This window comes from Nonomuraea sp. NPDC001636, assembly GCF_040298265.1.
Lineage (GTDB): Bacteria > Actinomycetota > Actinomycetes > Streptosporangiales > Streptosporangiaceae > Nonomuraea.
Map to the genome: position 1 here is coordinate 46,947 of NZ_JBEOZT010000015.1, position 26,715 is coordinate 73,661.

At 71.5% G+C, this 26,715-nt stretch carries 24 protein-coding genes; 13 read left to right on the forward strand and 11 right to left on the reverse strand.

Features of this window, described 5'->3' with window-relative positions; translation table 11 throughout:
* The first annotated feature begins 3 nt into the window (after positions 1–3).
* A complete protein-coding gene (locus ABT158_RS26435; RefSeq protein ID WP_352357712.1) occupies positions 4–2,505 on the forward strand; it encodes a DNA gyrase/topoisomerase IV subunit A in 2,502 nt (833 codons plus the stop codon).
* 57 nt (positions 2,506–2,562) lie between these two features.
* Here the strand turns inward: ABT158_RS26435 and ABT158_RS26440 are convergent, their stop codons facing one another.
* Positions 2,563–2,937, reverse strand: coding sequence for a VOC family protein (locus ABT158_RS26440; RefSeq protein ID WP_352357714.1), 375 nt, complete (start codon positions 2,935–2,937; stop codon positions 2,563–2,565).
* A gap of 51 nt (positions 2,938–2,988) precedes the next feature.
* Between ABT158_RS26440 and ABT158_RS26445 the strand changes: the two genes are divergently transcribed.
* Entirely contained in the window at positions 2,989–3,567 is a 579-nt protein-coding gene (locus ABT158_RS26445) for a thioredoxin family protein (RefSeq protein WP_352357716.1), read from the forward strand.
* Positions 3,568–3,606: 39 nt separating this feature from the next.
* Here ABT158_RS26445 and ABT158_RS26450 read toward each other — a convergent pair whose 3' ends face one another.
* Complete coding sequence (locus tag ABT158_RS26450) at positions 3,607–3,927, reverse strand: hypothetical protein (protein WP_352357718.1); 321 nt, start codon at positions 3,925–3,927, stop codon at positions 3,607–3,609.
* Positions 3,928–4,066: 139 nt separating this feature from the next.
* On the opposite strand from ABT158_RS26450, the gene ABT158_RS26455 reads away from it, so the two are divergent.
* Positions 4,067–4,561 (forward strand): beta-class carbonic anhydrase, encoded by a 495-nt coding sequence (locus ABT158_RS26455; protein WP_352357720.1) that lies wholly within the window; start codon positions 4,067–4,069, stop codon positions 4,559–4,561.
* On the opposite strand, the gene ABT158_RS26460 is transcribed toward ABT158_RS26455, so the two are convergent.
* From ABT158_RS26460 to ABT158_RS26470, 3 genes are all read right to left on the reverse strand, one after another.
* Positions 4,542–5,558, reverse strand: a complete 1,017-nt coding sequence (locus tag ABT158_RS26460) for a cytochrome d ubiquinol oxidase subunit II (RefSeq protein ID WP_352357722.1) — start codon at positions 5,556–5,558, stop codon at positions 4,542–4,544. The two genes, ABT158_RS26455 and ABT158_RS26460, sit on opposite strands and share 20 nt — an antisense overlap.
* Before the next feature lie 2 nt (positions 5,559–5,560).
* Positions 5,561–6,916: a cytochrome ubiquinol oxidase subunit I gene (locus tag ABT158_RS26465; protein WP_352357724.1), complete on the reverse strand. Its 1,356-nt coding sequence runs from the start codon at positions 6,914–6,916 to the stop codon at positions 5,561–5,563.
* Between the two features lie 1,270 nt (positions 6,917–8,186).
* Positions 8,187–10,253 carry a DNA gyrase/topoisomerase IV subunit B gene (locus ABT158_RS26470; protein ID WP_352357726.1) on the reverse strand — a complete coding sequence of 689 codons (2,067 nt, stop codon included), beginning with the start codon at positions 10,251–10,253 and terminating at the stop codon, positions 8,187–8,189.
* Between the two features lie 247 nt (positions 10,254–10,500).
* Here ABT158_RS26470 and ABT158_RS26475 point away from each other — a divergent pair, with 247 nt between their 5' ends.
* On the forward strand, positions 10,501–10,731 hold the full coding sequence (locus tag ABT158_RS26475; RefSeq protein WP_125639804.1) for a DUF7455 domain-containing protein: 231 nt from the start codon (positions 10,501–10,503) through the stop codon (positions 10,729–10,731).
* A 647-nt stretch (positions 10,732–11,378) separates the two neighbouring features.
* On the opposite strand, the gene ABT158_RS26480 is transcribed toward ABT158_RS26475, so the two are convergent.
* Positions 11,379–12,083, reverse strand: coding sequence for a GNAT family N-acetyltransferase (locus tag ABT158_RS26480; RefSeq protein WP_352357728.1), 705 nt, complete (start codon positions 12,081–12,083; stop codon positions 11,379–11,381).
* Positions 12,084–12,143: 60 nt separating this feature from the next.
* Between ABT158_RS26480 and ABT158_RS26485 the strand changes: the two genes are divergently transcribed.
* On the forward strand, positions 12,144–12,890 hold the full coding sequence (locus ABT158_RS26485; RefSeq protein ID WP_352357730.1) for a YaaA family protein: 747 nt from the start codon (positions 12,144–12,146) through the stop codon (positions 12,888–12,890).
* A gap of 66 nt (positions 12,891–12,956) precedes the next feature.
* Here the strand turns inward: ABT158_RS26485 and ABT158_RS26490 are convergent, their stop codons facing one another.
* The 3 genes from ABT158_RS26490 to ABT158_RS26500 form a co-directional block, all read right to left on the reverse strand.
* Positions 12,957–14,621: an RNA polymerase sigma factor gene (locus ABT158_RS26490; RefSeq protein WP_352357732.1), complete on the reverse strand. Its 1,665-nt coding sequence runs from the start codon at positions 14,619–14,621 to the stop codon at positions 12,957–12,959.
* Between the two features lie 242 nt (positions 14,622–14,863).
* Positions 14,864–16,954, reverse strand: a complete 2,091-nt coding sequence (locus ABT158_RS26495; RefSeq protein WP_352329755.1) for a SpoIIE family protein phosphatase — start codon at positions 16,952–16,954, stop codon at positions 14,864–14,866.
* A gap of 206 nt (positions 16,955–17,160) precedes the next feature.
* Positions 17,161–17,730: an HhH-GPD-type base excision DNA repair protein gene (locus ABT158_RS26500; protein WP_352329753.1), complete on the reverse strand. Its 570-nt coding sequence runs from the start codon at positions 17,728–17,730 to the stop codon at positions 17,161–17,163.
* Between the two features lie 141 nt (positions 17,731–17,871).
* Between ABT158_RS26500 and ABT158_RS26505 the strand changes: the two genes are divergently transcribed.
* The 6 genes from ABT158_RS26505 to ABT158_RS26530 all read left to right on the forward strand — a co-directional run bounded on the left by ABT158_RS26505 (position 17,872) and on the right by ABT158_RS26530 (position 22,729).
* Positions 17,872–18,096 carry a hypothetical protein gene (locus ABT158_RS26505; RefSeq protein WP_352357735.1) on the forward strand — a complete coding sequence of 75 codons (225 nt, stop codon included), beginning with the start codon at positions 17,872–17,874 and terminating at the stop codon, positions 18,094–18,096.
* Between the two features lie 141 nt (positions 18,097–18,237).
* Positions 18,238–19,728, forward strand: coding sequence for a hypothetical protein (locus ABT158_RS26510; RefSeq protein ID WP_352358036.1), 1,491 nt, complete (start codon positions 18,238–18,240; stop codon positions 19,726–19,728).
* Between the two features lie 10 nt (positions 19,729–19,738).
* Entirely contained in the window at positions 19,739–20,509 is a 771-nt protein-coding gene (locus tag ABT158_RS26515; protein WP_352357737.1) for a thioesterase family protein, read from the forward strand.
* 20 nt (positions 20,510–20,529) lie between these two features.
* Positions 20,530–21,285: a LamB/YcsF family protein gene (locus ABT158_RS26520; protein ID WP_352357739.1), complete on the forward strand. Its 756-nt coding sequence runs from the start codon at positions 20,530–20,532 to the stop codon at positions 21,283–21,285.
* Positions 21,282–21,899: a 5-oxoprolinase subunit B family protein gene (locus ABT158_RS26525; RefSeq protein WP_352357741.1), complete on the forward strand. Its 618-nt coding sequence runs from the start codon at positions 21,282–21,284 to the stop codon at positions 21,897–21,899. The genes ABT158_RS26520 and ABT158_RS26525 overlap by 4 nt, the downstream gene beginning before the upstream one ends.
* Positions 21,896–22,729 carry a 5-oxoprolinase subunit C family protein gene (locus ABT158_RS26530; protein ID WP_352357743.1) on the forward strand — a complete coding sequence of 278 codons (834 nt, stop codon included), beginning with the start codon at positions 21,896–21,898 and terminating at the stop codon, positions 22,727–22,729. Before ABT158_RS26525 ends, ABT158_RS26530 begins: the two co-directional genes overlap by 4 nt.
* Here the strand turns inward: ABT158_RS26530 and ABT158_RS26535 are convergent.
* Positions 22,707–23,522 carry a PhzF family phenazine biosynthesis protein gene (locus tag ABT158_RS26535; protein WP_352357745.1) on the reverse strand — a complete coding sequence of 272 codons (816 nt, stop codon included), beginning with the start codon at positions 23,520–23,522 and terminating at the stop codon, positions 22,707–22,709. The genes ABT158_RS26530 and ABT158_RS26535 overlap by 23 nt on opposite strands.
* 59 nt (positions 23,523–23,581) lie before the next feature.
* On the opposite strand from ABT158_RS26535, the gene sthA reads away from it, so the two are divergent.
* Together sthA and ABT158_RS26545 are read left to right on the forward strand one after the other, a co-directional pair.
* A complete protein-coding gene (gene sthA / locus ABT158_RS26540; protein ID WP_352357747.1) occupies positions 23,582–24,985 on the forward strand; it encodes a Si-specific NAD(P)(+) transhydrogenase in 1,404 nt (467 codons plus the stop codon).
* A 38-nt stretch (positions 24,986–25,023) separates the two neighbouring features.
* Positions 25,024–25,962: a DMT family transporter gene (locus ABT158_RS26545; RefSeq protein ID WP_352357749.1), complete on the forward strand. Its 939-nt coding sequence runs from the start codon at positions 25,024–25,026 to the stop codon at positions 25,960–25,962.
* On the opposite strand, the gene ABT158_RS26550 is transcribed toward ABT158_RS26545, so the two are convergent.
* Positions 25,948–26,691 (reverse strand): DoxX family protein, encoded by a 744-nt coding sequence (locus tag ABT158_RS26550; protein WP_352357751.1) that lies wholly within the window; start codon positions 26,689–26,691, stop codon positions 25,948–25,950. The two genes, ABT158_RS26545 and ABT158_RS26550, sit on opposite strands and share 15 nt — an antisense overlap.
* Positions 26,692–26,715: the final 24 nt, after the last annotated feature.

The following is a 26,715-nucleotide window of genomic DNA, read 5'->3' on the forward strand; positions in this document are numbered from 1 at the left end:
ACAATGTTCGACATGGCCCGACGTACGACTGCACCCCCGCCTGAGGACTTCGAGGAGCGGATCGTCGACATCGACGTCTCCTCCGAGATGCGCAAGAGCTATCTCGAGTACGCGTACTCGGTGATCTACCAGCGGGCTCTGCCCGACGCTCGCGACGGCCTCAAACCGGTGCAGCGGCGCATCCTCTACTCCATGAGCGAGATGGGCCTGCGTCCCGACCGCGGCCACGTCAAGTCCTCGCGCGTCGTCGGCGACGTCATGGGCAAGCTCCACCCCCATGGCGACAGCGCCATCTACGACGCCCTCGTGCGCCTGGCGCAGCCGTTCTCGATGCGCCTGCCGCTGGTCGACGGCCACGGCAACTTCGGCTCCCCCGACGACCTGCCGGCCGCCATGCGGTACACCGAGGCCAGGCTGGCCCCGGCGGCGATGCTCATGGTGGAGTCGCTCGACGAGGACACCGTCAACTTCAAGCCCAACTACGACGGCCAGGAGACCGAGCCCACGGTCATGCCGTCGGCGTTCCCCAACCTGCTGGTCAACGGCACCACCGGCATCGCGGTCGGCATGGCGACCAACATGGCGCCGCACAACCTCGCCGAGGTCGTGGCCGCCGCCCGCCACCTGATCAAGAAGCCCGACGCCACGCTCGACGAACTGATGAAGTTCGTGCCCGGCCCCGACCTGCCGACCGGCGGCTCGATCATCGGGCTGCAGGGCGTGCGCGACGCCTACGAGACCGGGCGCGGCACGTTCCGCATGCGGGCCAGGTGCGCGGTCGAGCAGATCACGCCGCGGCGCAAGGGCATCATCGTCACCGAGCTGCCCTACAACGTCGGCCCCGAGCGCGTGGTCACCAAGATCAAGGAGCTGGTGACCAGCAAGAAGCTCCAGGGCATCGCCGACCTGAAGGACCTCACCGACCGGCACAAGGGCCTGCGCCTGGTCATCGAGATCAAGAACGGCTTCATCCCCGAGGCCGTCCTGGAGGAGCTCTACCGGCTCACGCCGATGGAGGAGACCTTCGGCATCAACAACGTCGCCCTGGTCGACGGCGAGCCGCGCACGCTCGGCCTGCGCGAGCTGCTGCAGGTCTACGTCGACCACCGGCTGGAGGTCGTGCGGCGCAGGTCGGAGTACCGCCGGCGCAAGCGCGAGGAGCGCCTGCACCTGGTCGACGGCCTGATCATCGCGCTGCTCAACATCGACGAGGTCATCCAGGTCATCCGTTCCTCCGACGACTCGGCGCAGGCCCGCGCCCGGTTGATGGAGGTCTTCGACCTGACCGACATCCAGGCCGCCTACATCCTCGACACGCCGCTGCGCCGGCTGACCAGGTTCGACAAGCTGGAGCTCGACCAGGAGAAGCAGACGCTGAGCGAGGAGATCGCGGCGCTGACCGAGATCCTGTCCTCCGAGGCGAAGCTGCGGCAGGTGGTCTCGGGCGAGCTGGCCGAGGTGGCCAAGAAGTACGCCACGCCGCGCCGTACCGTGCTGCTGGAGGCGCCGGGCGTGGCCCGCACGCCGGTGGCCTCGCTCCAGGTGGCCGACGACCCGTGCTGGGCGCTGCTGTCCTCCACGGGGCTGCTGGCCCGCACCTCCGACGCGGCTCCGCTGGCGGGTGAGGGCGACCGTTCGGCGCACGACGTGCTGGTGTCGGTGGCCCGCACGTCCGTACGCGGCGAGGTGGGCGTGGTGACGTCGTTGGGCCGGTTGATCCGGGTCCAGGTCGTCGACCTGCCGACGCTGCCGCCCTCGGCCAACCCGCCGACGCTGTCGGGCGGCCATCCGGTCTCCGAGTTCGTCTCGCTGCAGCCCGACGAGAAGGTCGTGGGCCTCGGCTCGCTCGACCCCGACAGCCCCGGGCTGGCGCTCGGCACGGCCCAGGGCGTGGTCAAGCGGGTGGTGCCCGACTACCCGGCCAACCGCGACGACTTCGAAGTGATCACCCTCAAGGACGGCGACACCGTGGTGGGCGCCGCCGAGCTCGACTCCGAGGACCACGACCTGGTCTTCATCTCCTCCGACGCCCAGCTCCTGCGTTACCCGGCCTCGCTGGTGCGTCCCCAGGGGCGTCCGGCCGGCGGCATGGCCGGCATCCGGCTCGACGACGGCGCCCGGGTGATCTGGTTCGGCGTGGTCGACCCCTCGCGTCCGGCGCAGGTGGTCACCGTGGCCGGGTCCTCGACAGCGCTGCCGGGCACGCAGGTCGGGGGCGGCAAGGTCTCCGACTACGCCGAGTTCCCGGCCAAGGGCCGGGCCACCGGTGGCGTGCGGGCCCAGCGGTTCCTGAAGGGCGAGGACGAGCTGCTGCTCGCCTGGGCCGGCCCCGCGCCCGCCAAGGCCGTCTCGGCGGTGGGCAAGCCGGTGCCGCTGCCGGAGGAGATCGGCCGCCGCGACGGCTCCGGCGTGCGGCTGACCCACACCATCGGCGCCGTCGGCGGCGCCCTCGCCGCCGGGCCGCAGGCCGACACGCCGGCGCGGCCGGGGGCGTTGTTGGTGTGATCCCCGGCTTACGGGCGTACGGGTGGCCCGCCCCGCCGGCGGGGGGCGGGCGCCCGGTCAGTCGCGGCAGAGACAGAACGTGTGGCCGGCGGGGTCGAGGAACACCCGGAAGCTGTCATCCTCGCTCGGCTGCCGCTCGTGCTTGGTCGCGCCGATCTCCAGCACCTGCCGCTCGGCCTTGTCCAGGTCGGTGACGGTGACGTCGATGTGGAGCTGCTGCGGCCGATCGCCCTCCGGCCAGGTCGGCGGCCGGTGGCCGGGCACGCGCTGGAAGGCCAGGCGCTTGGGCGAGCCGCCGTCCTCGACGACCACCCAGCTGTCGTCCTCGTACGTGACGGGCCAGCCGAGCAGGCGCGCGTAGAACTCGGCGAGCGCCCGCGGCTCCGGGCAGTCGAGGACCGTCGTGCGGAACTCCGCGATGCCGGCCATCATTCACCTCCTGGGCTTGTTTCGCCGGCGTCCCGGCCGACGAGAATGAAGGTCATGGCTGCCAATTCGTTCATGGTTCCCCTGGGCACCCCCGCGCCCGCCTTCGACCTCACCGCCATCGACGGCGGCAGCGTCTCGCTCGCGGACCTCAAGGGCTCCCCCGCCACGCTCGTGGTCTTCCTGTCCAACCACTGCCCCTACGTACGGCACATCGAGACGGGCCTCGGCACACTGGCCGCGGGCTACGGCTCCAGGCTGTCGGTGGTGGGCATCTGCAGCAACGACAGCGTGACCTACCCCGACGATGATCCCACACACCTCGCCGAACAGGCCCGGCGCGCGGGGTTCCCGTTCCCGTACCTGCTGGACGACACCCAGGACGTCGCCAAGGCCTACCGCGCGGCCTGCACGCCCGACTTCTTCCTCTACGACGGCGACCTGCGGCTCGTCTACCGGGGGGAGTTCGACGGGTCTCGTCCGGGCAACTCGGTCCCGGTGACCGGCTCCTCGCTGCGGGCGGCGGTCGACGCGCTGCTGGCGGGCGATCCCGTCCCGGCCGAGCAGCGCGCCTCGATCGGCTGCGGCATCAAGTGGCGGCCGGGGAACGAACCCACGGCCCTGAACACGGTCTGAACAGGGGCTGAACACGGTCTGAACAGGGCCTGAACACGCTCAGGCGGAGGCGGCGGCCTCGATGGCGGCGGGCAGGGCGAGCAGGAGCTCGTGAGGCTCGCCACCGGTCCACGACCGGATCAGCCGGACGCCGGCCTCACCCGGGTCGAACTCCTCGCAGCCGAGCGGCCCGTAGCAGCCCGCCTGGTCGAGCATGAGGATGATCGGGTCGTCCTCGGGCAGGCCGGCGGCGTACGCGGCGGTGTCGAGCAGGGCCAGCGCGCATCTGGCGTTGCGCCCGTCGTCGTTGGACTCCACACGGTCGAGGCGGCGCCGGGCCTGAGCGCGGAGATACGCGGCGAGCGATTCGGACCTACTCACGACTGACCTTCTTCGACGACGTACAGATGGTGACGACATCATCACTCAAGGTGAGTGATTTTCGTGGGACCTTCGGGAACTCGCGCCAGTCGCCACCCCGGAAAGCATCATCTTCGGGACGTAAGGGAAGATCTGAGGCATGACTGCGTTCGACGACCTCTATGCCGCCAACGCGAAGTACGCCAAGGACTTCGGCGACTCCGGGCTCACCGGCCGGGCAGCCCGCGGGCTTGCCGTGGTGACCTGCATGGACTCCCGCATCGACCCGCTGGGCCTGCTGGGCCTGCAGCCCGGCGACGCCAAGATCCTGCGCAACGCCGGCGCGCGGGTCACCGACGACGTGCTGCGCACACTGGTCCTCGCCGTTTACCTGCTGGGCGTCGAGCGCGTCCTGGTCATGCCGCACACCGACTGCGGGATGACCAAGGTGACGGACGCCGACGTGCACGAGCTGACCAGCGCCCGCGGGGTGGACACGCGCAGCCTGGAGTTCCACACCGTCCCCGACCAGGGCGAGGCGCTGCGCCACGACCTCACCCGCATCCGCACGACCCCGTTCCTGCCCGCCGGCATGCCGGTGACGGGCGCGATCTACGACGTGCGCACGGGCCTGCTCACGCCGGTCGGCGACTGACCTCGCCGCGCTCGCGCTGGAAGGTGGCGTACAACCACCACAACGACGGGACCAGCAGCACCGCGCCGACGGCCAGCGAGCCCAGGCTGGCCGCCAGCACCGCGTCGGTGGCCGCGGCCTGGTCGAGGGTGAGGCCGGGGAGCAGCACGGGGTACTGCCCCACGCCCCAGCCCCACAGCAGCCCGGTCACGGCCAGCGCGGCGCTGAGGCGTACCGCCAGATAGGACCGCCGCCACAGCAGCACCAGCGAGGCCAGCCCGGCCAGCACCGACAGCGCCAGCAGCGGCAGGGCGCGGCCGGTGGTCAGCTCGGCGAACAGGGCGGGCGCGTCGGCGCGCAGCACGAGCAGGCTCACCGCCGCCAGCACGCCGACCACCGCCCCGCAGCCCAGCGCCCGCCGCCGGAACTGCTCGGCCAGGTCCTCCTGGCCGCCGCGCCGGGCGTCGCGGGTCAGGTAGACGGCGGCCAGGTACGCGGCCGTGCCGACGCCCAGCGCGCCGACCGCCATCGACGTCGGGTTGACCCAGCTCCCGACCAGGTCGCCCTTGGCGACGCCGGGCGGCACCCGGCCGGAGGCGATGCCGCCCGCCGCGGCGCCGAGGAAGAACGGGGTCACCACCGACGAGAAGGCGAAGGTGGCGCCGAACAGCCGCCGCTGCCAGAGCCGCGAGGAGACCTTGCGGAACGCGAACGCCGCGCCGCGCCCGATCACGCCCAGCGCCACCAGCGTGAGCGGGATGTAGAGGGTGGAGGCGACCGAGGCGAACACCGACGGCACACCGGTCCAGGCCAGCACGATCACGAAGATCAACCAGACGTGGTTGGCCTCCCAGACCGGGCCGATGGAGTGCTCCACCAGCTCCCGCCGCCGCCGGCCGCGCTCGGCGCCGCCCGCCAGCAGGTCCCAGACGCCGCCGCCGAAGTCGGCGCCCCCGAACAGGACGTACGCCGTCAGCCCGATCCACAGGACGGCCAGCATGATCTGCGGCAGCGGCATCGTCACACGACCTTGTAGCCGGTGACGTCGGGCTCCTGCGGCGCCAGCGGCACCGGCACGTCGCGGGACAGACGGCGCATCACGTACACGGTGGCCACGGTCAGGACCACGTAGACCGCCGTGACCAGCGCGAACCCGTACACCAGGCCCGGCGCGGGGTTGACCGCCTCCGCCGTGCGCATCACCCGGAACACGATCCACGGCTGGCGTCCGACCTCGGTGACCACCCAGCCGCTCTCCAGCGCCAGCACGGCGGCCACGCCCGACAGCGCGGCGGCGCGCAGGAACCACGGGGACTCCGGTAGGTCACGCCGCCGTTTCCAGGACAGCGCGAGGCAGGCCCCGAGCAGCAGCAGCCCGAAGCCCACCAGCACCATGATCTGGAACGCCCAGTGCACCATGTTGACCGGCGGCCGGTCGGCGAGCGGCACCTGCTCCAGGCCGGCGATCTCGGCGTGCGGGTTCCAGTGGGCCAGCAGGGACAGGCCGTAGGGGATCTCCAGGGCGTACTTCAGCTCGCCGTCCACCGCGATCCCGCCCAGGTGCAGCGGCACGCCCCGGCCCGTGCGGAACACGCCCTCCATGGCGGCCAGCTTGACCGGCTGGTACTCGGCCACGAAGTGCGCGGCCCAGTCGCCGACGCCGATCTGCACGGGCGTGACGGCCGCCGCGACCGTGAGCGGCAGCAGCAGGCCGAGCCGGTGGTAGCGGTCGCGCCGGCCGCGCAGCATGGCGGCCGCGTACACGCCGGCCATCAGGAACCCCGCCACCATGAACGCCGCCAGGATCATGTGCACCGTCTGGGGCGGCGTGGCCCGGTTGAACATCGCCGCCCACGGATCGACGGCCACGATCCGGCCGCCCGCGACCTCGTACCCGGTGGGCTGCTGCATCCAGGCGTTGGCGGCGACCACGAAGAACGCGCTGGCCACCCCCGCCAGCACGATCGGGATCCCGGTCAGCAGGTGCGGGACGGGCCGCAGCCGGTCCCAGGCGTACAGGTAGATGCCGAGGAAGATGGCCTCGACGAAGAACGCGATGCCCTCCAGCGAGAACGGCAGGCCGATGACCTCGCCGTACACGCCCATCATGCCCGGCCACAGGAGGCCCATCTCGAACGACAGGATCGTCCCCGAGACCGCGCCGACCGCGAACAGCACCCCGAGCGCCCTGGCCCAGCGTCGCGCCAGCAGCCGGTAGTTGTTGTCGCCGGTGCGATGCCCCCGCCACTCGGCCAGGAGGGTGATGGCGGGCATGCCGACGCCCAGGCAGGCGATGATGATGTGCCAGCCGAGGGACAACGCCATCTGCATGCGCGCCGCCCCCAGGTCCACCGCCGCCGCCGCGGTCACCCCCATCGCCATTCCTCTCCCTGCCCGTCGGGCCGTGAACTTCGTGGGGGATCTGGCAGGGCTCGTCCCAGGAGGTAATCCGCGAAACGGCTGCGTCCCGCCCGTACCCCGCTGACCCGCGGATGACACTACGTAACTGGCGCTTACCGTCCGCAAGGCGAGCGGAAGCATGAAGCAGCGTGCCCCAAGACGGTGAACCCCACCCGCCCCCAAGGCCCCAGGACCGGTAGGAGGCCCGCCAGCGCACCCATTAACGCCACCAAGAAGCCCCAGGAGCCTCCAGAACGCCCCAGGAGCGCCCTGACCCCAGCCGTTGACCTCAGAAGCCTTACCTGAGGCCCTGAGAGCCTTGAGGCCACCAGTGCCGGTCCGGCGCATCGCCGGACAACAAAGCTGTTGCAAGGCCCACGATGCCCCAAGCACGACGCAACCAGAACCATGAGCACACCCGAGCGGCGCAGGTGGCGGGTGACGGCCAACCCGACACGCCGGTTGACGTCCTCGACGTAGACCATGAACGGGCCCGAGCGGCCCACACCCGCTGCGCATCTCGGCAGCGGCGCAGTAGCCCCAGAACCAGGCGCGCTGCGCCGCAAAGGAAACCCATCCCAGGCGGCCGAACCGTCGATGGCGTGCGAGCCCGAGTTACCCGAGAACGACCACGTGCGACAGAGAGCGCATCACCACAAGCGCCCCTGAACGCGCTGCGACCGGCGTGCCGCCAGGGCGGGCCGTCTGGCGGCGGGACCGACGGGTCCTTTCCGACCGAGGCACAATCCTTAGAGATCGAGTCGCCGGGGTTGCCAAGCAGCCCCTCGCCCTACCGAACGTGTAGCGCCCGCGCATCGACCGACTGGGCCGACCTCCCATGAAGGTCTCCACAAGCCAGCCCGCGCGCCATCCGCCGCCAACGCCGCACCTCTTCAAGCCAGAACCTCTTGATGCCGGGGCCGTTCCGAGGCCCTGAATGCCCGCCCTGAACCCGATGCCCGGCCGAATGCGGGCGATGTGCCCGGCGTCGCCCTGGCCCGATGACGCCGACATCACGGCAGAGCTCAGCCTGATGACACGGGGCCCGTCTTACGGTCGGGACACATGGAAGGGCATTGTGGAAGCCCGGCATCGCGTCGCGGGCCCGTGGTGTCCTGTCAGCGAGGTTGATGCACGGTAGCGCCGCGGGCATAGGCGCGAGGCCCCTGAAATTCAGGGAACTTCCTGAGCCGGTGTCGTCGAAACCCGGGGCCAGAAATGTGACCCCGGGTGGACGTCTCCAGGCTCAGGCGTCGATGTGGTCGCGGTCGACCTCGGCCGCGCTGCTGACGATGAACTCCCGTCGCGGCGCCACGTCGCTCCCCATGAGCAGGCTGAAGATGGCCTCGGCCCCCTCGGCGTCCTCGATGCGCACCCGGCGCAGCACCCGGTGCCGCGGGTCCATCGTGGTCTCGGCGAGCTGGTCGGCGTCCATCTCCCCCAGGCCCTTGTACCGCTGCACCGGGTCCTTCCAGCGCTTGCCCCGCCGCTCCAGGTCGCGCAGGACCTTCTGCAGCTCGGCGTCGGAGTAGCAGTAGATGTACTTCTCCTTGCCGCGCCCGGGGTTGGTGAGCTCGATGCGGTGCAGCGGCGGCACGGCCGCGAACACCCGGCCGGCCTCCACCATCGGCCGCATGTAGCGGTGGAACAGGGTGAGCAGCAGGCAGCGGATGTGCGCGCCGTCGACGTCGGCGTCGGCCATGAGGATGACCTTGCCGTAGCGGGCCGCCTCGATGTCGAACGAACGCCCCGACCCGGCCCCCACCACCTGGATGATGGCGGCGCACTCGGCGTTCTTGAGCATGTCGCTCACGGACGCCTTCTGCACGTTGAGGATCTTGCCGCGGATCGGCAGCAGCGCCTGGAACTCGGAGTCGCGGGCCAGCTTGGCCGTGCCGAGCGCGGAGTCGCCCTCGACGATGAACAGCTCGCTGCGGTCGACGGCGTCGCTGCGGCAGTCGACCAGCTTGGCGGGCAGCGCGGAGTTCTCCAGGGCGCTCTTGCGACGCTGGTTGTCGCGGTGCTCGCGGGCCGCGATGCGGGCCTTGGCGGCGGCGACGATCTTCTCCAGCACGGCCCGCAGCGGCTGCTTGAAGCCGCGCGGCGGGTTGGCGAACAGCTCCTTGAGCTCGCGCGAGACCACGTGGGAGACGATGCGGGTGGCCGCGGAGGTGCCGAGCACCTCCTTGGTCTGCCCCTCGAACTGCGGCTCGGGCACCCGGACGGTGACCACGCCGGTCAGCCCCTCGGAGATGTCCTCCTTGTTGACCGGGTCGTCGCCGCTCTTCAGCAGGCGGGTCTCGCGCAGCAGCTCGTTGATCGTGCGGACCAGGCCGCGCTCGAAACCGGTCAGGTGCGTGCCGCCCTTGGGCGTGGCGATCACGTTGACGAACGAGCGCACGGTCGACTCGTAACCCTTGCCCCACCGGACCGCCACGTCGACGGTGAGCTCGCGCTGCACCTCGGTGGGCGTCATGTGGCCCTGGTCGTCGAGGACCGGCACGGTCTCGTGGAAGTGGCCCACGCCCTGCAGCCGCAGCACCTCGCAGACGGGCTCGTCGCGGGCCAGGAACTCGGTGAACTCGGAGATGCCGCCGTCGAAGCGGAACTCCTCGCCGGTACGCTCCTCGCCCCTGCTGTCGAAGACCGCCAGGGTCAGGCCGGGCACCAGGAACGCGGTCTGCCGCAGGCGCACGTGGATCTCGTCGAGCGAGACCTCGGCGTCGGGCAGGAAGATCTGCTTGTCGGCCCAGAACCGCACACGGGTGCCCGTGACGTTCTTGGGCAGGCTGCCGCCGATCCGCAGCCCGGACTTCTTCTTGAACTTGGCCGTGGGCCCGTCGCCGTCGAAGACGCCGGGCACGCCGCGCCTGAAGCTGATCTCGTGGACCCGCCCGTCGAGGTCGACCTCGACGTCGAGCCGGGAGGACAGGGCGTTGACCACGGAGGCGCCCACGCCATGGAGGCCGCCGGAGGCGCCGTAGGAGCCGCTGCCGAACTTTCCGCCGGCATGAAGCTTGGTGTAGACGAGCTCGACGCCGGCCAGGCCGGTCTTGGGATGGATGTCAACGGGGATGCCGCGGCCGTTGTCCCGCACCTCGATGGAGCCGTCGGCGTAGAGCTCGACCTCGATGCGGTCGCAGTGGCCGGCCAGGGCCTCGTCGACCCCGTTGTCCACGATCTCCCAGAGGCAGTGCATGAGCCCGCGGCTGTCGGTGGACCCGATGTACATGCCCGGCCGCTTGCGTACGGCCTCGAGGCCCTCAAGCACCGACAGGTGACGAGCTGTGTAACCCGCCTCCACTACCGTCACTCTTGCTCCCCTGGTCTAAGCATCGAACACGTGTGCGTAGCCTACCGTTCTTCCCTCAGGCGCGCGTACAAGCTTGCCATGGCGACACGTTTGCCGTTACCAACCGGCTGATCACCATTACTTTCGGACACATTCTGCTCTGGGCGTAGCGAGGCGGAGGTTGGGAACGTCCACGTCCGGTTAGATGTTGTCTCAAGTGACTGACGCCAGATCCTCGCTTCGGCGGGGGTGACCCGAAAGGCGATACGTGACTGGAGCTCTCGCCCCCGTTAAGCCGCTGACGGCCCTCGACCGCTGCGACCGCTGCGGCGCCCAGGCCTACATTCGCGCGACCCTGCCTGTTGGTGGGGAGCTGCTGTTCTGCGCCCACCATGGGCGTCAGCACGTCGCAGCGCTGCGCGAAAAGGGCGCCGACATCCTGGACGAGTCGGCTCGCCTCAGCGAAACCCCATCAATGAACCCCAACGACGACCGCTGACGCGTTCGTTGTGATCACATAACCACATATTGCACGACCAGTTCGGCGATCCCGGCACACCACGCCGGGATCGCCGTTCTGCGTTCAGCCTGCCTAGGCGGCTGTTCAGGAGCATGCAGGCGGCGGCCGGGCCGCGCAGGCGTAGGTCCAGAGCGCCCGCAAGCGGTGGTTCAGATCGCACGCACGTAGTGGTCCAGGCCGCGCACGCGGTGACGGAGCTGCGCCCACGCGGTCGTCCGCGGCACACGTAGGCTCAGGCCGCACGCACGATGATCCTGGGCTGCGCGCAGGCAGTGGCCAGGTCTCACGCAGGCGGATGGTCCAGGGCGCTGCACAGGGGTCCAGGGCGCGGGCAGGCGATGGTCCAGGCCGTGCCCGCCATACACATGGCCCTCCGCACGGCGGCCAAAGGGCCGCGCGCACGCCTTGGCACCGGCCGCGCACAGCCCGTGACTGAGTTGCACACACCCGGCGGTCCAGGGCGGCGTGCACGCGGGCTCAGGACGCATGCACGAGGGGTTCAGGGAGTGCCCGCCGTACACCAGGCTCTCCGCACGGTGGTCAGAGGGCCGTACGGATGCCGGAGTCTCCGCATGCGGCGCAGTTCAGGCCGCGCGCACGCCTTTGGGCCGGGCTGGTCGTACGGATTAGGTCAAGGTTCGGACGCGGTAGTGGTATCGGCCGATGGTCTGGAAACCCTCGCTGCGGTACAAAGCCTGAGCCCCGTGGTTGGGCTCGGTGGTGACCAGGTACGCGCTTTTCGCCCCGGCATGCCTGGTCAGAGCGCGCAGCACTGTACGGGCCAGCCCGCGCCGCCTGGCCCGGGGCAACGTCGCCATGCAGAAGATCCCCGCCGTGTCCCCCTGCGGCACGACCCGGCCGACCGCGACCGGCACGCCGTCCTCCTCGACGGCCCCGTACCAGGCGGGCACGCCGGTGCAGATGCGGGCGGCCTCCTGCAGGCCGGCGCCGTACCGGCCGTCGACAGACCACCAGGTGTCCAGCCATTCCGGCCACGGATGGTCCTCGATCCGCACCGGGCCGCGCGGCTCGGCCGACGGCGATCCGGCCATGATGACCGTCGGATCGACCAGCTCGTACCCTCTGCGGGCCAGCTCGGCGTCCAGGCCGGCCCAGGTGCCGGGGCCGACGGAGAAGGCGCAGCTCTGTCCCCGCTCGCCGTAGAACGCCTCGGCGGCGCCGATCGCCGCGTCCAGGTCGGCGGGGGCGTTCAGGGCGAGCACCGAGTTCGCCCGTTTGGTCACGCCGCCGGCGGAACGCAGCACCCAGCCGTCGTGGACACGCTGCTCGTAGGCCGGCCACGCCTGGTGCACCAGCAGGTCGACGTTCATCCGCGCAGCCTAGCCGACCAGCGCGAACACCCTCTGACCGGCCCGTTAGGGTGTGGGGTTGTGCTGATTCTGCTGCCGCCGTCCGAGGGAAAGGCCGCCGAGGGGAGCGGTCCGCCGCTCGGCGAGCTGTCCTTCCCCAAGCTCGACCGTGCCCGCAAGCGGGTCGTGTCCGCGCTCATCCGGGCCTCCAAGCGTCGCGACGCCGCGCAGGTGCTCGGGCTGACGCCCGGTCTGGCGGGCGAGGCGGCCAAGAACACGGTGGTGAAGACCGCGCCCACCCTTCCCGCCGCCGACCTCTACACCGGCGTCCTGTACGACAACCTCGGCCTGAACACCCTGGACGACGCCGCCAGGGCCAGGGCGGAGGAGTCCGTGCTGATCTTCTCTGGCCTGTGGGGCGTGTTGCGCATCTCCGACCGGGTGCCCCCGTACCGCCTGTCGATGGGCGTCAGCCTGCCGCCGCTGGGCGGCCTGGCCGCCTACTGGCGCACGCACCTGGCCAAGGAGCTGGACCGGATGCCGGGGCTGGTGGTGGACCTGCGCTCGGCCACGTACGCGGGGGCGTGGCAGCCCGGCGACCGGTCGGTGTCGGTACGCGTCTTCCGCGACGGCAAGGTCGTCAGCCACATGGCCAAGGCCACCCGGGGCGAGATCGCCCGCGTCCTGCTCCAGCAGGAGGAGGCCCCCGGCACGCCCGGCGAGCTGGCCAAGATCCTCGGCAACCTGGGCTGGACGGTCGACCTGGCCGAGCCCGCCAGGGCGAACCGCCCCTGGCTGCTCGACGTGCACGTCACCGATGCGGCCTGACGCGCCCGGAAAACGGCGATCGCCCCGCCCGGAGGGTTCCGGACGGGGCGATCGACGAGGTGGCTCCTAGTCCAGGTAGTCGCGCAGGACCTGGGACCGGGACGGGTGGCGCAGCTTGGACATGGTCTTCGACTCGATCTGGCGGATGCGCTCACGGGTGACCCCGTAAACCTTGCCGATCTCGTCGAGCGTCTTCGGCTGCCCGTCGGTGAGGCCGAACCGCATCGACACGACGCCCGCCTCGCGCTCCGACAGCGTGTCGAGAACGGAGTGCAGCTGCTCCTGCAGCAGCGTGAAGCTGACGGCGTCGGCCGGCACGATGGCCTCGGAGTCCTCGATGAGGTCACCGAACTCGCTGTCGCCCTCCTCACCCAGCGGGGTGTGGAGGGAGATGGGCTCGCGGCCGTACTTCTGGACCTCGACGACCTTCTCGGGCGTCATGTCCAGCTCGCGGGCCAGCTCTTCCGGCGTGGGCTCGCGGCCGAGGTCCTGCAGCATCTGCCGCTGGACCCGGGCCAGCTTGTTGATCACTTCGACCATGTGGACCGGGATGCGGATGGTCCGCGCCTGGTCGGCCATGGCACGCGTGATCGCCTGCCGGATCCACCACGTGGCGTAGGTGGAGAACTTGTAGCCCTTGGTGTAGTCGAACTTCTCCACGGCCCTGATCAGACCGAGGTTGCCCTCCTGGATCAGGTCGAGGAACAGCATGCCGCGCCCGGTGTAGCGCTTGGCCAGCGAGACCACGAGCCGGAGGTTGGCCTCCAGCAGGTGGTTCTTGGCCCGGCGGCCGTCTTCGGCGATCCATTCGAGCTCGGCCCGGACGTCGACCGGCAGGCTCTCGGTCTCGCCGCCGCCGAGCTGCTCCTCGGCGAACAGGCCGGCCTCGATGCGCTTGGCCAGCTCGACCTCCTGCTCGGCGTTGAGCAGGGGGACCTTGCCGATCTGCTTGAGGTAGTCCTTCACCGGGTCGGCGGTGGCGCCGGCGGCGGCCACCTGGGCGACCGGGGCGTCGTCGTCGTCGTCGGACAGGATGAGGACCTCGTCCTCGGTCTTGTCCACGGTGACGGCGGCGACGTCGGCGGCCTTGGGCTCGTCGTCGGAGTCGTCGTCGGAGTCGGAGTCGCCCTCGGAGTCGGAGTCGTCCTCGGCCACGATGTCGTCGACCTCGATGTCCTCGAGGTCCTCCAGCTCCACGTCGCCGTCGAGCTCGAGATCGTCGTCATCGTCGGAGTCGGACGCCTTGAGGCCCTCGGGTGACTTCGGCTTGGTCTCGGCAGGCCCAGCGCTGACTTCTGGCTTGGCCTTCTTGGCGGCGGCCGGAGCCGCCTTCTTCGGAGCGGGAGCGGCCTTCTTGGCCGGAGCCGGCTTCTTGGCGGCCGGCTCGGCCTCAGCGGCGCCCACGACCGCGGTCACGGTCTCGGGCTGCTGCTCTTTGGCGGCCGCTGCCGTCTTGGTCTTGACGGGGGCAGCGGTGCGGCGCTTTGCTGGACCACGAGACTTCTTCGGCGCAGCCGAATCCGCGGCGGTCACCACCACGGTCACGCCCTCTTTGCTGAGGTTCCGCAAGAACGCGGCGGCGTGCGACATGGGGATGTCCGCCTCCTCGAAGGCCTGACGGACATCCTCAGACTCGAGGAAACCCTGCGAGCGCCCACGCTCGAGCAGTCGCTGAATGACGGGCTCGTTCAGCTCTTGTGGCTTCGAGCGAGTCGAACTTGCAGGCGACACGAACACCTCTCGAACGAACGCGTGGCGACAATGGACCCAGATGCCCGCTGGGGGCTGTTGCCTCTCTCGGAGATCGGTGAGGCCGTGCGAAGCGCGACGGACCTGACACAGCATTGTGGCACGACCCCGCACTCCATACGGCCACCTCCCGGCGGTTGTCCTCCACCCTAGGCCGACCAAGACAGTAGTGCGTACGTAAGCGGGGCACTGATACCCGAAAGCAACCGTTATGACTGTTTCATTCAGTCACTCTTCGTGGCCGGCGGGACGTGAATTGCGAGCGCGGTAACGTCATCATCCTGTTCATATCCAGACAACATCCGGTCAACCAGGAAGTCCAGCAACATGTGCGGACTGCTGACCACCTCAGGCGGCGCTTCGGTCACAACACTGCAAATCTCTGCGAGGCCCGCGTCAAGCCCTCGCTTCCTGTTCTCCACGAGACCGTCTGAGTAGAGCACCGCGGTGTGTCCCGGCGGCACCACGAACCGGAACTGCCGGCGGCTGGTCGGCCAGCCCAGCGGCGTGCCGGGCTCGGCGTCGCACAGGATCGCCGTGCCCTGGGGCGAGACCAGGACGGGCGGCGGGTGGCCGGCCATGGCCAGCGTGCCCTCGCCGGTGACCGGCTCGACGACCATGTAGGCCAGCGTGGTGACCTGCTCCTCCTCTTCCGTGGCCTCGAAGACCCGGTCGAGGCCCGTGAGCACGGCGGCGGGCGGCGGGTTGGTGAGCGCGAGCGCCCGCATCGCGTTGCGGATGCGGCCCATGCCCGCCGCGGCCTTGACGCCCTTGCCCATGACGTCGCCGACGACCGCCGCGACACGCCCGTCCTGCAGGACGAACGCGTCGTACCAGTCGCCGCCGACCTGGACGTGGCGGCTGCCCGAACGGAAGCGCTGGGCCAGCACCAGGCCCTTGACCACGGGCAGACGGTCGGGCAGCAGGCTGCGCTGGAGCGTCTCGGCCGTGCGGTGCTCGCGCTCGAAGAGCGTGGCCCGCTCGACGGCCAGGGCGCACTGCCCGGCCAGCGCCTCCAGGAAGACGCCGTCCTCCTGGGAGATCTTCTGCGGGCGCGTGAACGAGAAGCGCAGCGCGCCGAGCGCCCGGCCGGCGGCAAGCAGCGGCAGGCCGACCCAGGCGCGCTCGTCGCCCTGGCTGATGAACCCGGCCAGGGCCTCCTCGTCGTCGCCGGCCTCCAGCAGCTGGGCCTTCAGCGACTCGGGCGACTCGGCGAAGACCGGACGGCGGCTGTTGACGGCCATCGTCATCACGTTGGAGTGGGACAGCGGGATCTCGTCGCCCGAACCCTGGACCTCGGGGATGCCCTCGCCGTTGACCAGCTTGAGCGCGGCGCGGTCGGTGTCGAGCAGCGCCACGGCCGAACGGTCGGCGGCCAGGGCGGTGCGGCCGACGTCGATGATGACCTGGACGACCTGCTCGACCGTCAGGGCCTCGGCGAGCTGGGCCGTGGCGCCCTGGAGCCGGGCGGTGCGCAGGGCGGCGGCGCCGAGCTGGTCGGTCAGCCTGCCGCGCATCTCCTCGGCCTCGCGCTGCGGGGTGACGTCGGTGTTGGCGCCGACCCACTCCACGACCCTGCCGTGCCTGATGATCGGCACCGCGCGCACCTCGAAGTGGCGGTAGCCGCTGGCCCGGGTGCGGACCCGGTAGTTCCACTCGAACATCGTGCGGCCGCGCAGCGCCTCGCGCCAGGCCTCCTCGGTCTGCTGGCGCTCCTCGGGGTGGACGACCTCCAGCCAGCCGTTGGCGAGGTACTCCTCCAGCCCCTGGCCGGTGATGGCGCGCCACTGGGGCGCGTCCTCGACGACGGCGCCCGTGGGCGAGGTGATCCAGACGAGCTGGGACTGCGCCTCCACCAGCGAGCGGTAACGCTCCTCGCTGCGGCGCAGCGCCTCCTCGGTCTGCCGGCTCTCGGTCACGTCGAGGCCGACCAGCGCGATGGCGCGCAGCTCGCCCGCCTCGTCGTGGACCGGCGAGAACGACAGCGACCAGTGGCGGGTGTCGCCCTCGGCGGACCGCACGCGCACGCGGCCCTCGGTGACCGGCGCGTCGCTCTCGATGACGGCCTGGACCGCGTGGGTGATGATCTGGCTCAGGTCGGCCGCCAGCACCTCGACCGGCAGGCGGCCCACCAGGCGCTCGGCGGGCACGCTGACGACGTCGCTGAACACGTCGTTGACCCGCTGGACGCGGCCATCGCCGTCGAAGAACGCGAAGGCGAACTCGGCCTCCGACAGCATGCCCTTGAACAGGGCGGAGTCTGAGATGTCCACATCCGACTCCCGGGGACGGGGAACGGAGGTCTCGGCGCTCATGGTCGGCACCTCCGTCGCGTGCCAGGGTCTCCCACGCGGCACATCTCCATAACTGTGTATCGGCGTAGCGCAGCTCCGGGCGACCGGATTCTGCAGTACATCATCGGCGATGGGCATGCGCCGACGGAAGCCCCCGCCGCCGCCCGGTCGCCATAAGGGTCAACGCATCCTGTCAAAGTCGCTCCACATTGCGCAGCAAGATCAGGTTACTCGCCCTTGGCCGCGCGCTTGGCCTCCTGCTTGGCGGCGCGCACCCGGCCCAGGCTGTCGGTGTCGACCACGTCGGCGACCGAACGGTATGACCCCTCCTCGCCGTAGAGTCCGGCTGCCTCCCGCCAGCCTGACGGCTGGACCCCCAGCTGCTTGCCCAGCAATGCCAAAAAGATCTGGGCCTTCTGCTTGCCGTATCCCGGAAGGGCCTGCAGTCGTTTCAACAAGTCTTTCCCGTCGGCCGCGTCGCTCCAGATGAGCTCGGGCCGCCCGTCGTAGTGTTCGACGAGGTAGGCCGCGAGCTGCTGGACGCGGGCGGCCATCGACTTGGGATATCGGTGCACGGCCGGCTTCTGCGCCAGGAGCGCGGCGAACGCCTCGGGGTCGCAGGCGGCGATCTCCTCGGCGGTCAGGTCGTGTCCCAGGCGCTCCGAGATGGTGTACGGCCCAGTGAACGCCCATTCCATGGGAATCTGCTGGTCGAGCAGCATGCCGACGAGCAGGGCGAGCGGGCTGCGGCCGAGGAGCTCGTCTGCCTCGTCCCGCTGGGCGAGCTGGATGCGCATGGAAACAGCTTGGCACGAGAAGCGAACACAGGCGCCTCAGAGCCTTGACACAAGGCCGAGAAAAGATGAAATGGGAGCGCAAGTCACCCTGCATACGTTCCTGGGGGTTTGCTCCCGGGTCTCCAGAGGAATCTCACATCTATGCTCGCTCTGGCCACACGCTTCCTCAGGGAGCCGGTCAGTCTCAGGCTGGCCGAAGAGTTCCTGACCGTACCCGTGGACACGATCGACCGGTGCGTGGCCGACGTGTGCGCGTGCGCCGAGCATCTCGGCGTCCCGGCCACGCCGGAGGTCGTGGAGCGCATCGCGCGCGAGCATCTGCTCGCCATCGTGAACTCCGCCCCGCCGCCCCGAAGTCCCCGCTGATCGCGGCTCCACCGATAACATCGGGGTCACCAGGCCGAGTTCTCTTCACCGTTTGCGCCTGGAATACGAGAGAGTGAGGGCGTGCGCCGACACCGACGAGATCCCCGGGAGAGCAGCCCGCCCGACGACGTGTTCCAGGAGATGGTGCAGGCGGCCCGCGAGCTGCTCGCGGTGCGCAGCCCTCTCGACGCGGAGCTGATGGTCTCAGACATGATCGGGGCCTGGTGGGGCAGGCGGGTCAGGGGCGGTGACGTGGAGCAGGTCCTCGGGGAGGGCCTGGTCGACTACGCGGCCAAGGCCGGCACCCCGGCCTCCCTGACGCTGCTGGTGTGCCTGGCCTACCTGGGCACCGCCCGCCAGGGCGCCAAGGCCGAGGGCGCGGCGCTGGCGATGATGGAGTCGGGCGTGGCCAGGCCGGGCTGGGCCGACAAGGTCGGCGCGGTCAAGCCCACCGGCTGCTACGTCTCCCGCGACGCCTACGGCGACCAGGACACGGTGATCTGCACGTTCGCCTACCGCTGGAACGAGGCATCGGCGCCGAGCGACCGGCACGCGCTGGTCGTGGTCGTCGACCACAACATGAACGGCATGGCCCGCGACGCGTGGGTGTCCTCGCACGTCGACAAGCTGCTGGAGCAGGCCAGGGCCGAGGCGGCGGGCAACCCGATGCTGCTGTTCGAGGAGATCCAGCCCGAGCAGGCCAGGGCGCTCCTGGACTCGGCCATGAAGGCCACCAGGGAGCCCAAGACGCCGCCGCCGGTGAGCGAGAGCTACAGCGCCTACCACGCCTTCGCCCGCGCCCGGCTCAAGGCGCTGCCGCCGGGCCGCAAACGTCCGGCGCCGCTGCACATCGAGGCGCCCTACAGCCGCGAGCGGCGGGCCATGCTGGCCGCCGAGTTCCTGGCCTCCGACGCGGCCGAGCACCTGTCCGACCCGTCGGCGGCCTCGCGCTGCGCCGACCACATCATCGACTACGGCTGCGAGCGCGACTTCAACCGGCCGCTGCGGGTCAGCCCGACCAAGTGCGAGACGTTCCTGCTCGACTGGCTGCCGCGCAAGGTGATGCTGAGCGCGGCCGAGCAGGAGGCGATGCCGCACGTGCTGTCGGCGTGGGTGCGCTTCGCCGCGCGCCGCACCGGCCTGCCCGAGCAGGGGCTCAAGGCCACGCTCGACGCGGTGTGGGAGGCCACGGGCAAGTTCCCCGAGGCATACCGCGACCCGACGTCGTTCGGGCTCGACCGGCCGCTGCTGGAGCGGCTGCTGCCCGACGGCGACCTGTCGGCGCTGGCCAGGCGGGTGTTCGCGTTCCCCTACCTGCAGGGCGTGCACAACGGCATCGACCTCGACCGGCTCAACCCGGCCGACGAGGCCGACCGGCGCACGTTACTGGAGATCGACCACGGCGGCGTCATCGACCAGGAGCACCTGGCCTGGCACGAGGAGATCGCGACCCGGCTGTGGGACGGCGACCCGCCCCAGCTGTGGGAGGCCGCCCAGCGCCTGCTCGACCTCGGCCACGACCGCCACGACGTGCTCCACGTGCTGATCGAGATCGCCGAGCGCATCGGCGGCGACCCCGACGAACTGGCCGCCGCGCTCGACGACATCGCCGACATCCCCGACGAGATCTAGAGTCCGTCGCATGTCGATGTACCGCCGGCTGGCCATGGGCCGCTACCTCGCCTCCGAGCACACCCAGGGGCCGTGGGACCAGGGTTCCCAGCACATGGGCCCGGTGACCGCCCTGATGGTCCACGAGCTCGACCGCACCGCGCCGCTGCCCGGCCTGGCGCTGTCCAGGCTGGCGGTCGACGTGTTCGCCCCGGTGCCCGTGGCCGAGCTGGAGGTCGTCACCGACGTCGTGCGCGACGGCAAGCGGGTGCAGTGCCTGTCGGCGGCCGTGCTGTCCGGCGGGCGCGAGTACGCCAGGGCCACCGCGTGGCGCATCCGCGAGGCCGACACGCCCGCCACGCCGGCCGCCGGGCCGCCCGCGCCCGTGCCGCCGCCCTCGCCCGAGCACGCGGCGTCCTACCTGGTGTCGGGTTTCGGCTACGGCAGGGCGTTCGACTGGCGGTTCGCCCGCGGCGGCCCGATGCTGCCCGGCCCGGCCACGGTGTGGGGCAGGCTGACCGTGCCGCTGGTGGAGGGCGAGGAGATCACCCCGCTCGAACGGCTGGCCGCGTTCGCCGACAGCGGCAACGGCGTGAGCCCGGCCCTCGACTTCGCCACCCACGTGTTCGTCAACGTCGACCTGACGATCTCGCTGTTCCGCACCCCGGTGGGCGAGTGGACCTGCATGGACGCGGCCACCGCGATCGGTCCATCCGGCCGCGGCCTGACCCGCACCACCCTGTACGACGAGCGCGGCGAAGTCGGCACGGCGACTCAGACGTTGTTCGTCGCGCCGAGGTAGCGCTGCGTCATGATGGTGGGATGGTGATCGACCTCAACGCCGACCTCGGTGAGGGTTTCGGCATCTGGCGGCTCGGCGACGACCTCGCGCTGCTCGACATCGTCACCAGCGCCAACGTCGCCTGCGGCTTCCACGCCGGCGACCCGGTGACGATCAGGCGCACGTGCGCCGCGGCCGTCGACCGCGGCGTGTCGATCGGCGCCCAGGTGTCCTACCGCGACCTGGCCCACTTCGGCCGCAGGGAGATGGAGGTCGAGCCCGAGGAGCTGTGCGCCGAGGTGCTCTACCAGCTCGCGGCCGTCGACGGCATCGCCAGGGCGATGGGCGGCCGGGTCTCCTACGTCAAGCCGCACGGCGCCCTGTACAACCGGGTCTGCCGCGACGAGGTGCAGGCGGCGGCGGTGATCGAGGCCGTCGCCGACTACGACCCGACGCTGCCGGTGCTGACGCTGCCGGTCTCGGTCGTGCACGAGGTGGCCGCGGCGGCGGGCGTCCCGACGGTGAGCGAGGCGTTCGCCGACCGGGCGTACACGGCGGCGGGGGCGCTGGTGCCGCGGCGCGAGCCGGGCGCGGTGATCCACGACGCGGCGGCGGTGACCGCGCGGGCCCGCCGGATGGCCCTGGAGGGCTCTGTGACGGCCGTCGACGGCAGTCCGGTGTCCGTCTCCGCCCGGTCGCTGTGCGTCCACGGAGACACCCCTGACGCCGTCGGGCTGGCCCGTGCCGTGCGCAACGACCTGCTGGCGGCCGGAGTGGTCCTGCAGGCGTTCGCGTGATCCGTCCGGCGGGAGAGCACGCGCTGCTCGTCGAGACCGGGTCGCTGGCGGCCTCCCACCGGCTCGACGCGGCTCTGCGGGCCGAGCGGCCCGAGGGGGTCGTGGAGGTCGTGCCGGGGCCGGAGACCGTGCTGGTGGTGGCGCCGGGCGCCGACCGGGAGCGGTTGCGCGCCAGGCTGGCGGCCATGACGGGATGGGCGCGCGCGGCGGCGGCCGGGGCGGACGCGCCCGCCGGGCCGGTGGTGACGATTCCCGTCGTCTATGACGGGGCCGATCTCGATTCCGTCGCGGCGCTGGCCGGGATCTCGGCCGAGGAGGTGGTCGCCCGGCACACCGGGCGGGAGCTGGTGGTTGGGTGGCTGGGGTTCGCCCCCGGGTTCGCCTACCTGACCGGGCTCGACCCGGTGCTGGAGCTGCCCCGGCTGGACACGCCGCGCACGTCGGTGCCGGCCGGCTCGGTGGCGGTCGCGGGGCCGTACTCGGCGGTCTACCCGACGGCCTCGCCCGGCGGGTGGCGGCTGCTGGGGCGCACGACGACGCGGGTGTGGGACGTGACGGCCGAGCCGCCGTCGTTGTTCCGGCCGGGGATGCGCGTGCGGTTCGAGCGCGCATGATCGAGGTGATCGCGCCCGGCCCTTACGCGACCGTCCAGGATCTGGGGCGGCCCGGCCTGGCCCATCTGGGGGTCCCGCGCTCGGGGGCGGCCGACGCGCCGAGCCTGCGGCTGGCCAACCGGCTGGTGGGCAACCGCGAGGACGCGGCGGGCGTCGAGGTGACGTTCGGGCTGGCGCGGCTGCGGTTCCACGAGGGCGCGTGGGCGGCGCTGACCGGCGCGCCGGCGGAGGCGCGGATGGGGGTGCCGTTCTGGGTGCCGCCGGGGGGCGAGCTGCGGCTGGGGGCGCCGGAGTGGGGGCTGCGCACGTACGTGGCGGTGCGCGGCGGCATCGCGGTCGAGCCGGTGCTGGGCAGCCGGTCCACCGACTCGCTGTCGGGGCTCGGCCCCGAGCCGTTGCGGGCCGGGACGCTGCTGCCGGTGGGCGGGTCCGCCGCCGGGGAGATCTCGGTGGACCTGGCGCCGCCGCCGGGGCCCGCGCCCGCCGTGCTGCGGGTGCTCGCCGGGCCGCGGGACGACTGGTTCGTCCCGGGGGCGCTGGAGGCGCTGTGCGGGGGGCCGTACGAGGTGAGCCAGGACAGCAACCGCGTCGGGGTGCGGCTGCGCGGCCCCGGGCTGACGCGGGCCAGGAAGGGCGAGCTGCCGAGCGAGGGCATGGTCACCGGCGCGGTCCAGGTGCCGCCGAGCGGGCAGCCGATCGTGTTCCTCGCCGACCACCCGCCCACGGGCGGCTACCCGGTGATCGCGGTGGTGCGGCAGGCCGACCTGCCGGTCGCGGCGCAGCTGCGGCCCGGCGACGAGGTGCGCTTCACAACGCGACCTGGCCGCTGACGCAGGTGACGACCGACCCGCCGACCCACACGTCCCGCTCGTCGGCGGTGATCCGCACGCGCCCGGCGCGGCCGAGCACGGTCCCCTGCCCCGCCGTGTACGGCGCCTTCGCCCGCCCCGTGCGCAGCAGGAACTGCGCCAGGGACGCGTGCAGGCTGCCGGTCACCGGATCCTCGACGTCGGGCGCGAAGACGCGCACCTCGTAGGCGTACGGCGAGCCCTCCGGGCAGGGCCCCGCCACGCCGACCATGTGCTCGATCGCGCCCGGCCGCAGCTCCAGCACCTCCTCGGCGGCGGCGAGCAGCACGACCACCCAGCCGGGCCCGTTGTCGGCCCATTCGACGGCCAGCATGCGCTCGCGTCCGATGCGCAGGGTCTCGGCCAGCCGCTCGGCCAACTCCTCCTCGACCGGCCCCGACCGCAGCAGCTCGGGCGCGGCGAAGGCGAGCCCGTCCGCGGTCCTGCGCACCCGGATCAGCCCGGCGTCGCACTCCTGGACGATCTCCGCCGCGTCGCGCGGCCGGCCGCCGCTCTCCAGCCAGGCGTGGCAGGTGCCGAGCGTGGGATGCCCGGCGAAGGGCAGCTCGCCGCCCCCGGTGAAGATCCGGACCCGGTAGTCGGCCCCGGGCACGGTCGGGGGCAGCACGAACGTCGTCTCGGACAGGTTCGTCCAGGCGGCGAAGCGCCGCATCTCCTCGGTGTCCAGCCCTTGGCCGTCGAGCACGACCGCGAGCGGGTTGCCGCGATAAGGGACGGAGGTGAACACGTCGACCTGACGGAATGCACGTTGCATACGCGCAGTCTGGCCGACGGGTCTTCCGCCGGTAACCCCGCGCGCTCACACTGGGCGTTGTGGCGGACTACGACGTGCTGGTGCTCGGCTCCGGTCCCGGCGGGCAGAAGGCCGCCATCGCGGCGGCGAAGCTGGGCCGGCGCGTCGCCATGGTCGAGAAACGGAACATGATCGGCGGCGTCTGCATCAACACCGGCACGATCCCGTCCAAGACGCTGCGCGAGGCGGTCCTCTACCTCACCGGACTCAACCAGCGCGAGCTGTACGGCGCCAGCTACCGCGTCAAGGACGAGATCACGGTCGCCGACCTCGGGATGCGCACCCAGCACGTGATCGGCCGCGAGATCCAGGTGATCCGCAGCCAGCTCGGCCGCAACCACGTCACGGTCCTGCCCGGCACCGGACGTTTCCTCGACCCGCACACCATCGGGATCAGCGGCGACGAGGAGCGCAAGGTCACCGCCGACCGGATCGTGATCGCCACCGGCACCTCCCCCGCCCGCCCGGACAGCGTGCAGTTCGACGAGCGCACGGTCATCGACTCCGACGCGATCCTGCACCTGGACCGGGTGCCCGAGACCATGGTCGTGGTCGGCGCCGGGGTCATCGGCATCGAGTACGCCTCCATGTTCGCCGCCCTCGGCACCAAGGTGACCGTGGTCGAACGGCGCGAGCGCATGCTGGAGTTCTGCGACCTGGAGATCGTCGAGGCGCTCAAGTACCACCTGCGCGACCTGGCGGTGACCTTCCGCTTCGGCGAGCACGTCGCCGCCGTCGAACGCCGCCCGCGTGGCGCGCTGACCCTGCTGGAGAGCGGCAAGCGCATCCCCGCCGACTGCGTCATGTACTCGGCCGGCCGCCAGGGCAGGACGGCCGAGCTGAACCTGGAGGCCGCCGGGCTGACCGCCGACGACCGCGGCCGGATCCGGGTGGACGAGCACTACGCCACGGCCGTGCCGCACATCTACGCGGTCGGCGACGTGATCGGCTTCCCGGCGCTGGCCGCCACCTCGATGGAGCAGGGCCGGGTGGCCGCCCAGCACGCCTGCGGCGAACCCGTGGCGGAGCTGCGGGAGCTGCCGCCCATCGGCATCTACACGATCCCCGAGATCAGCTTCGTCGGGAGATCGGAGGACGAGCTGACCCGCGACCGGATCCCGTTCGAGGTGGGCATCTCGCGCTACCGGGAGCTGGCCAGGGGGCAGATCATCGGCGACTCGTACGGGATGCTCAAGCTGCTGGTCTCCTCGGAGGACCGGCGGCTGCTCGGCGTGCACGTGTTCGGCACGGGGGCCACCGAGCTGGTGCACATCGGCCAGACCGTGATGGGCTGCGGCGGGACCGTCGACTACCTGGTCAACGCGGTGTTCAACTATCCGACGCTGGCGGAGTCGTACAAGGTGGCGGCGCTGGACGCGATGAACAAGATGCGGGTGGTGGCCCGGCTCACCGCCGACCTGTGACTTCTCCCAATTGTCGGTTCTGACCGCTACGCTCCTCGATGGTTCATCTACGGGAGGCGTACGTGCGCAGCGAGGCCACGGGGAGGTGGCTGCCCGCGTTCCTGCTGCTGGCCGCCATCTGGGGCAACAGTTTCTTCTTCATCAAGATCGCCGTGGGGGCGCTGCACCCGCTGCAGGTGTCGTTCGGCCGCATGGCGGTCGGCGCGGTCACCCTGCTGGTCGCGCTCGCGGTGACCAGACGGCCGCTCCCCCGCGATCCGCGGCTGTGGGGGCACTTCCAGATCGCCTCCGTCGTGCTCACCACGCTGCCCTTCACCCTGTTCGCCTACGGCGAGCAGTACGTCTCCTCCGTCGTCGCCGCGATCTGGAACGCCACCACGCCGCTGTGCACCCTGGCCTTCACGCTGGTGCTGCGCGCCGAGCGGGCGACCGCCGCGCGGGCGGCCGGGCTCGGGCTCGGGTTCGCCGGCGTCATGGTGGTGCTCGGGGTGTGGCAGCCCATGGCGGGCGGGCAGCTCGGCGGCAGCCTGGCCTGCTTCGGTGCGGCGCTGTGCTACGGGGTCGGCGGGGCGTACATGGGGCGCTTCATCACCGGGCGGCGGTCCGAGCCGCCGATGGTGCTGGCCGCGGGGCAGCTCGTGACCGGCGCGGTCCAGCTCGCGGTGATCACGCTGGTGGCGGGCGTGCCGCTGGTGGACACCGCGGCGCCCGCCGAGGTCTGGTGGAGCCTGCTGGGCCTCGGCGGCCTCGGCACGGGCGTGGCCTACCTGCTGCTGTACCGGGTCCAATCCCTGGCGGGCGTGACGACGACCTCGACGGTGACGTACCTGCTGCCGGTGTTCGCGGTGGCCTCCGGCGTGCTGCTGCTCGACGAGACGATCACCTGGAACCAGCCGGTGGGCGCGCTGGTCATCCTGCTGGCCATCGCGCTCACCCAGGGCGCGCTGCGCGTGCCCGCGCGCTCAGCCGTCCGCTGAGGGACGGCGTCCGCGGGGCGCGGGCTTCTTGCGCCCGGCCACCAGCGTGTCGCCGGGCACGGGGGCCGGCGCGGGCTCCTCGGCGGCCGGCGGGCCTGCGGGCCGGGTGCGGGGCCGGGGGTGCGGCATAGTGTCCGTCATGGGCGAGGGCGCGTCCCCGGGCTGCCGACCGGTCTCCTCGGGATCGGCGTCCTCGGCCGGTCTCGACGACCGGCGGGCGGGCGGGGCGGCGTCCTCGGCCGGCTTCGACTGGCGGGCGGGCGCGTCGGCGTCGCGCAGCGAGGCGATGACCCGGTCGGCCTCGGCGTCGGCGGCGAACTCGTTGGCCGCCTCCGTCTCCCTCCTGCGGATCACCACCATGTGGTCGACCGACAGCCGTCCGGCGCCCACGACGGCGAGCAGGATGGCGGCCGCCCCGAGCAGGATCAGCTCGTTCATGCTGATGGGGTTGAGCGGCGGGGCCACCAGGAAGACGCCCAGCGCCTCGGCGAACAGGATCAGCCCGGTGACGGCGACCCCCAGCCCGGCGATCAGCAGCGCCCCGCCGATCAGCTCGGTGAGCATGGTGACCGTGGCCCACGCGCCGGGCGCGGGCGCGCCCTGCTGGAGGAACTTCGCGCCGGTGGCGGTGAGCCCGTCCTCCAGCTTGGTCCAGCCGTTGGCGAAGAAGATGCCGCCCACGCCGACGCGGGCGACTAAGGCGGCGACATCACGCAGGGCCTGTTTCACGATATTTGTCTGCCCTGTCCGGGC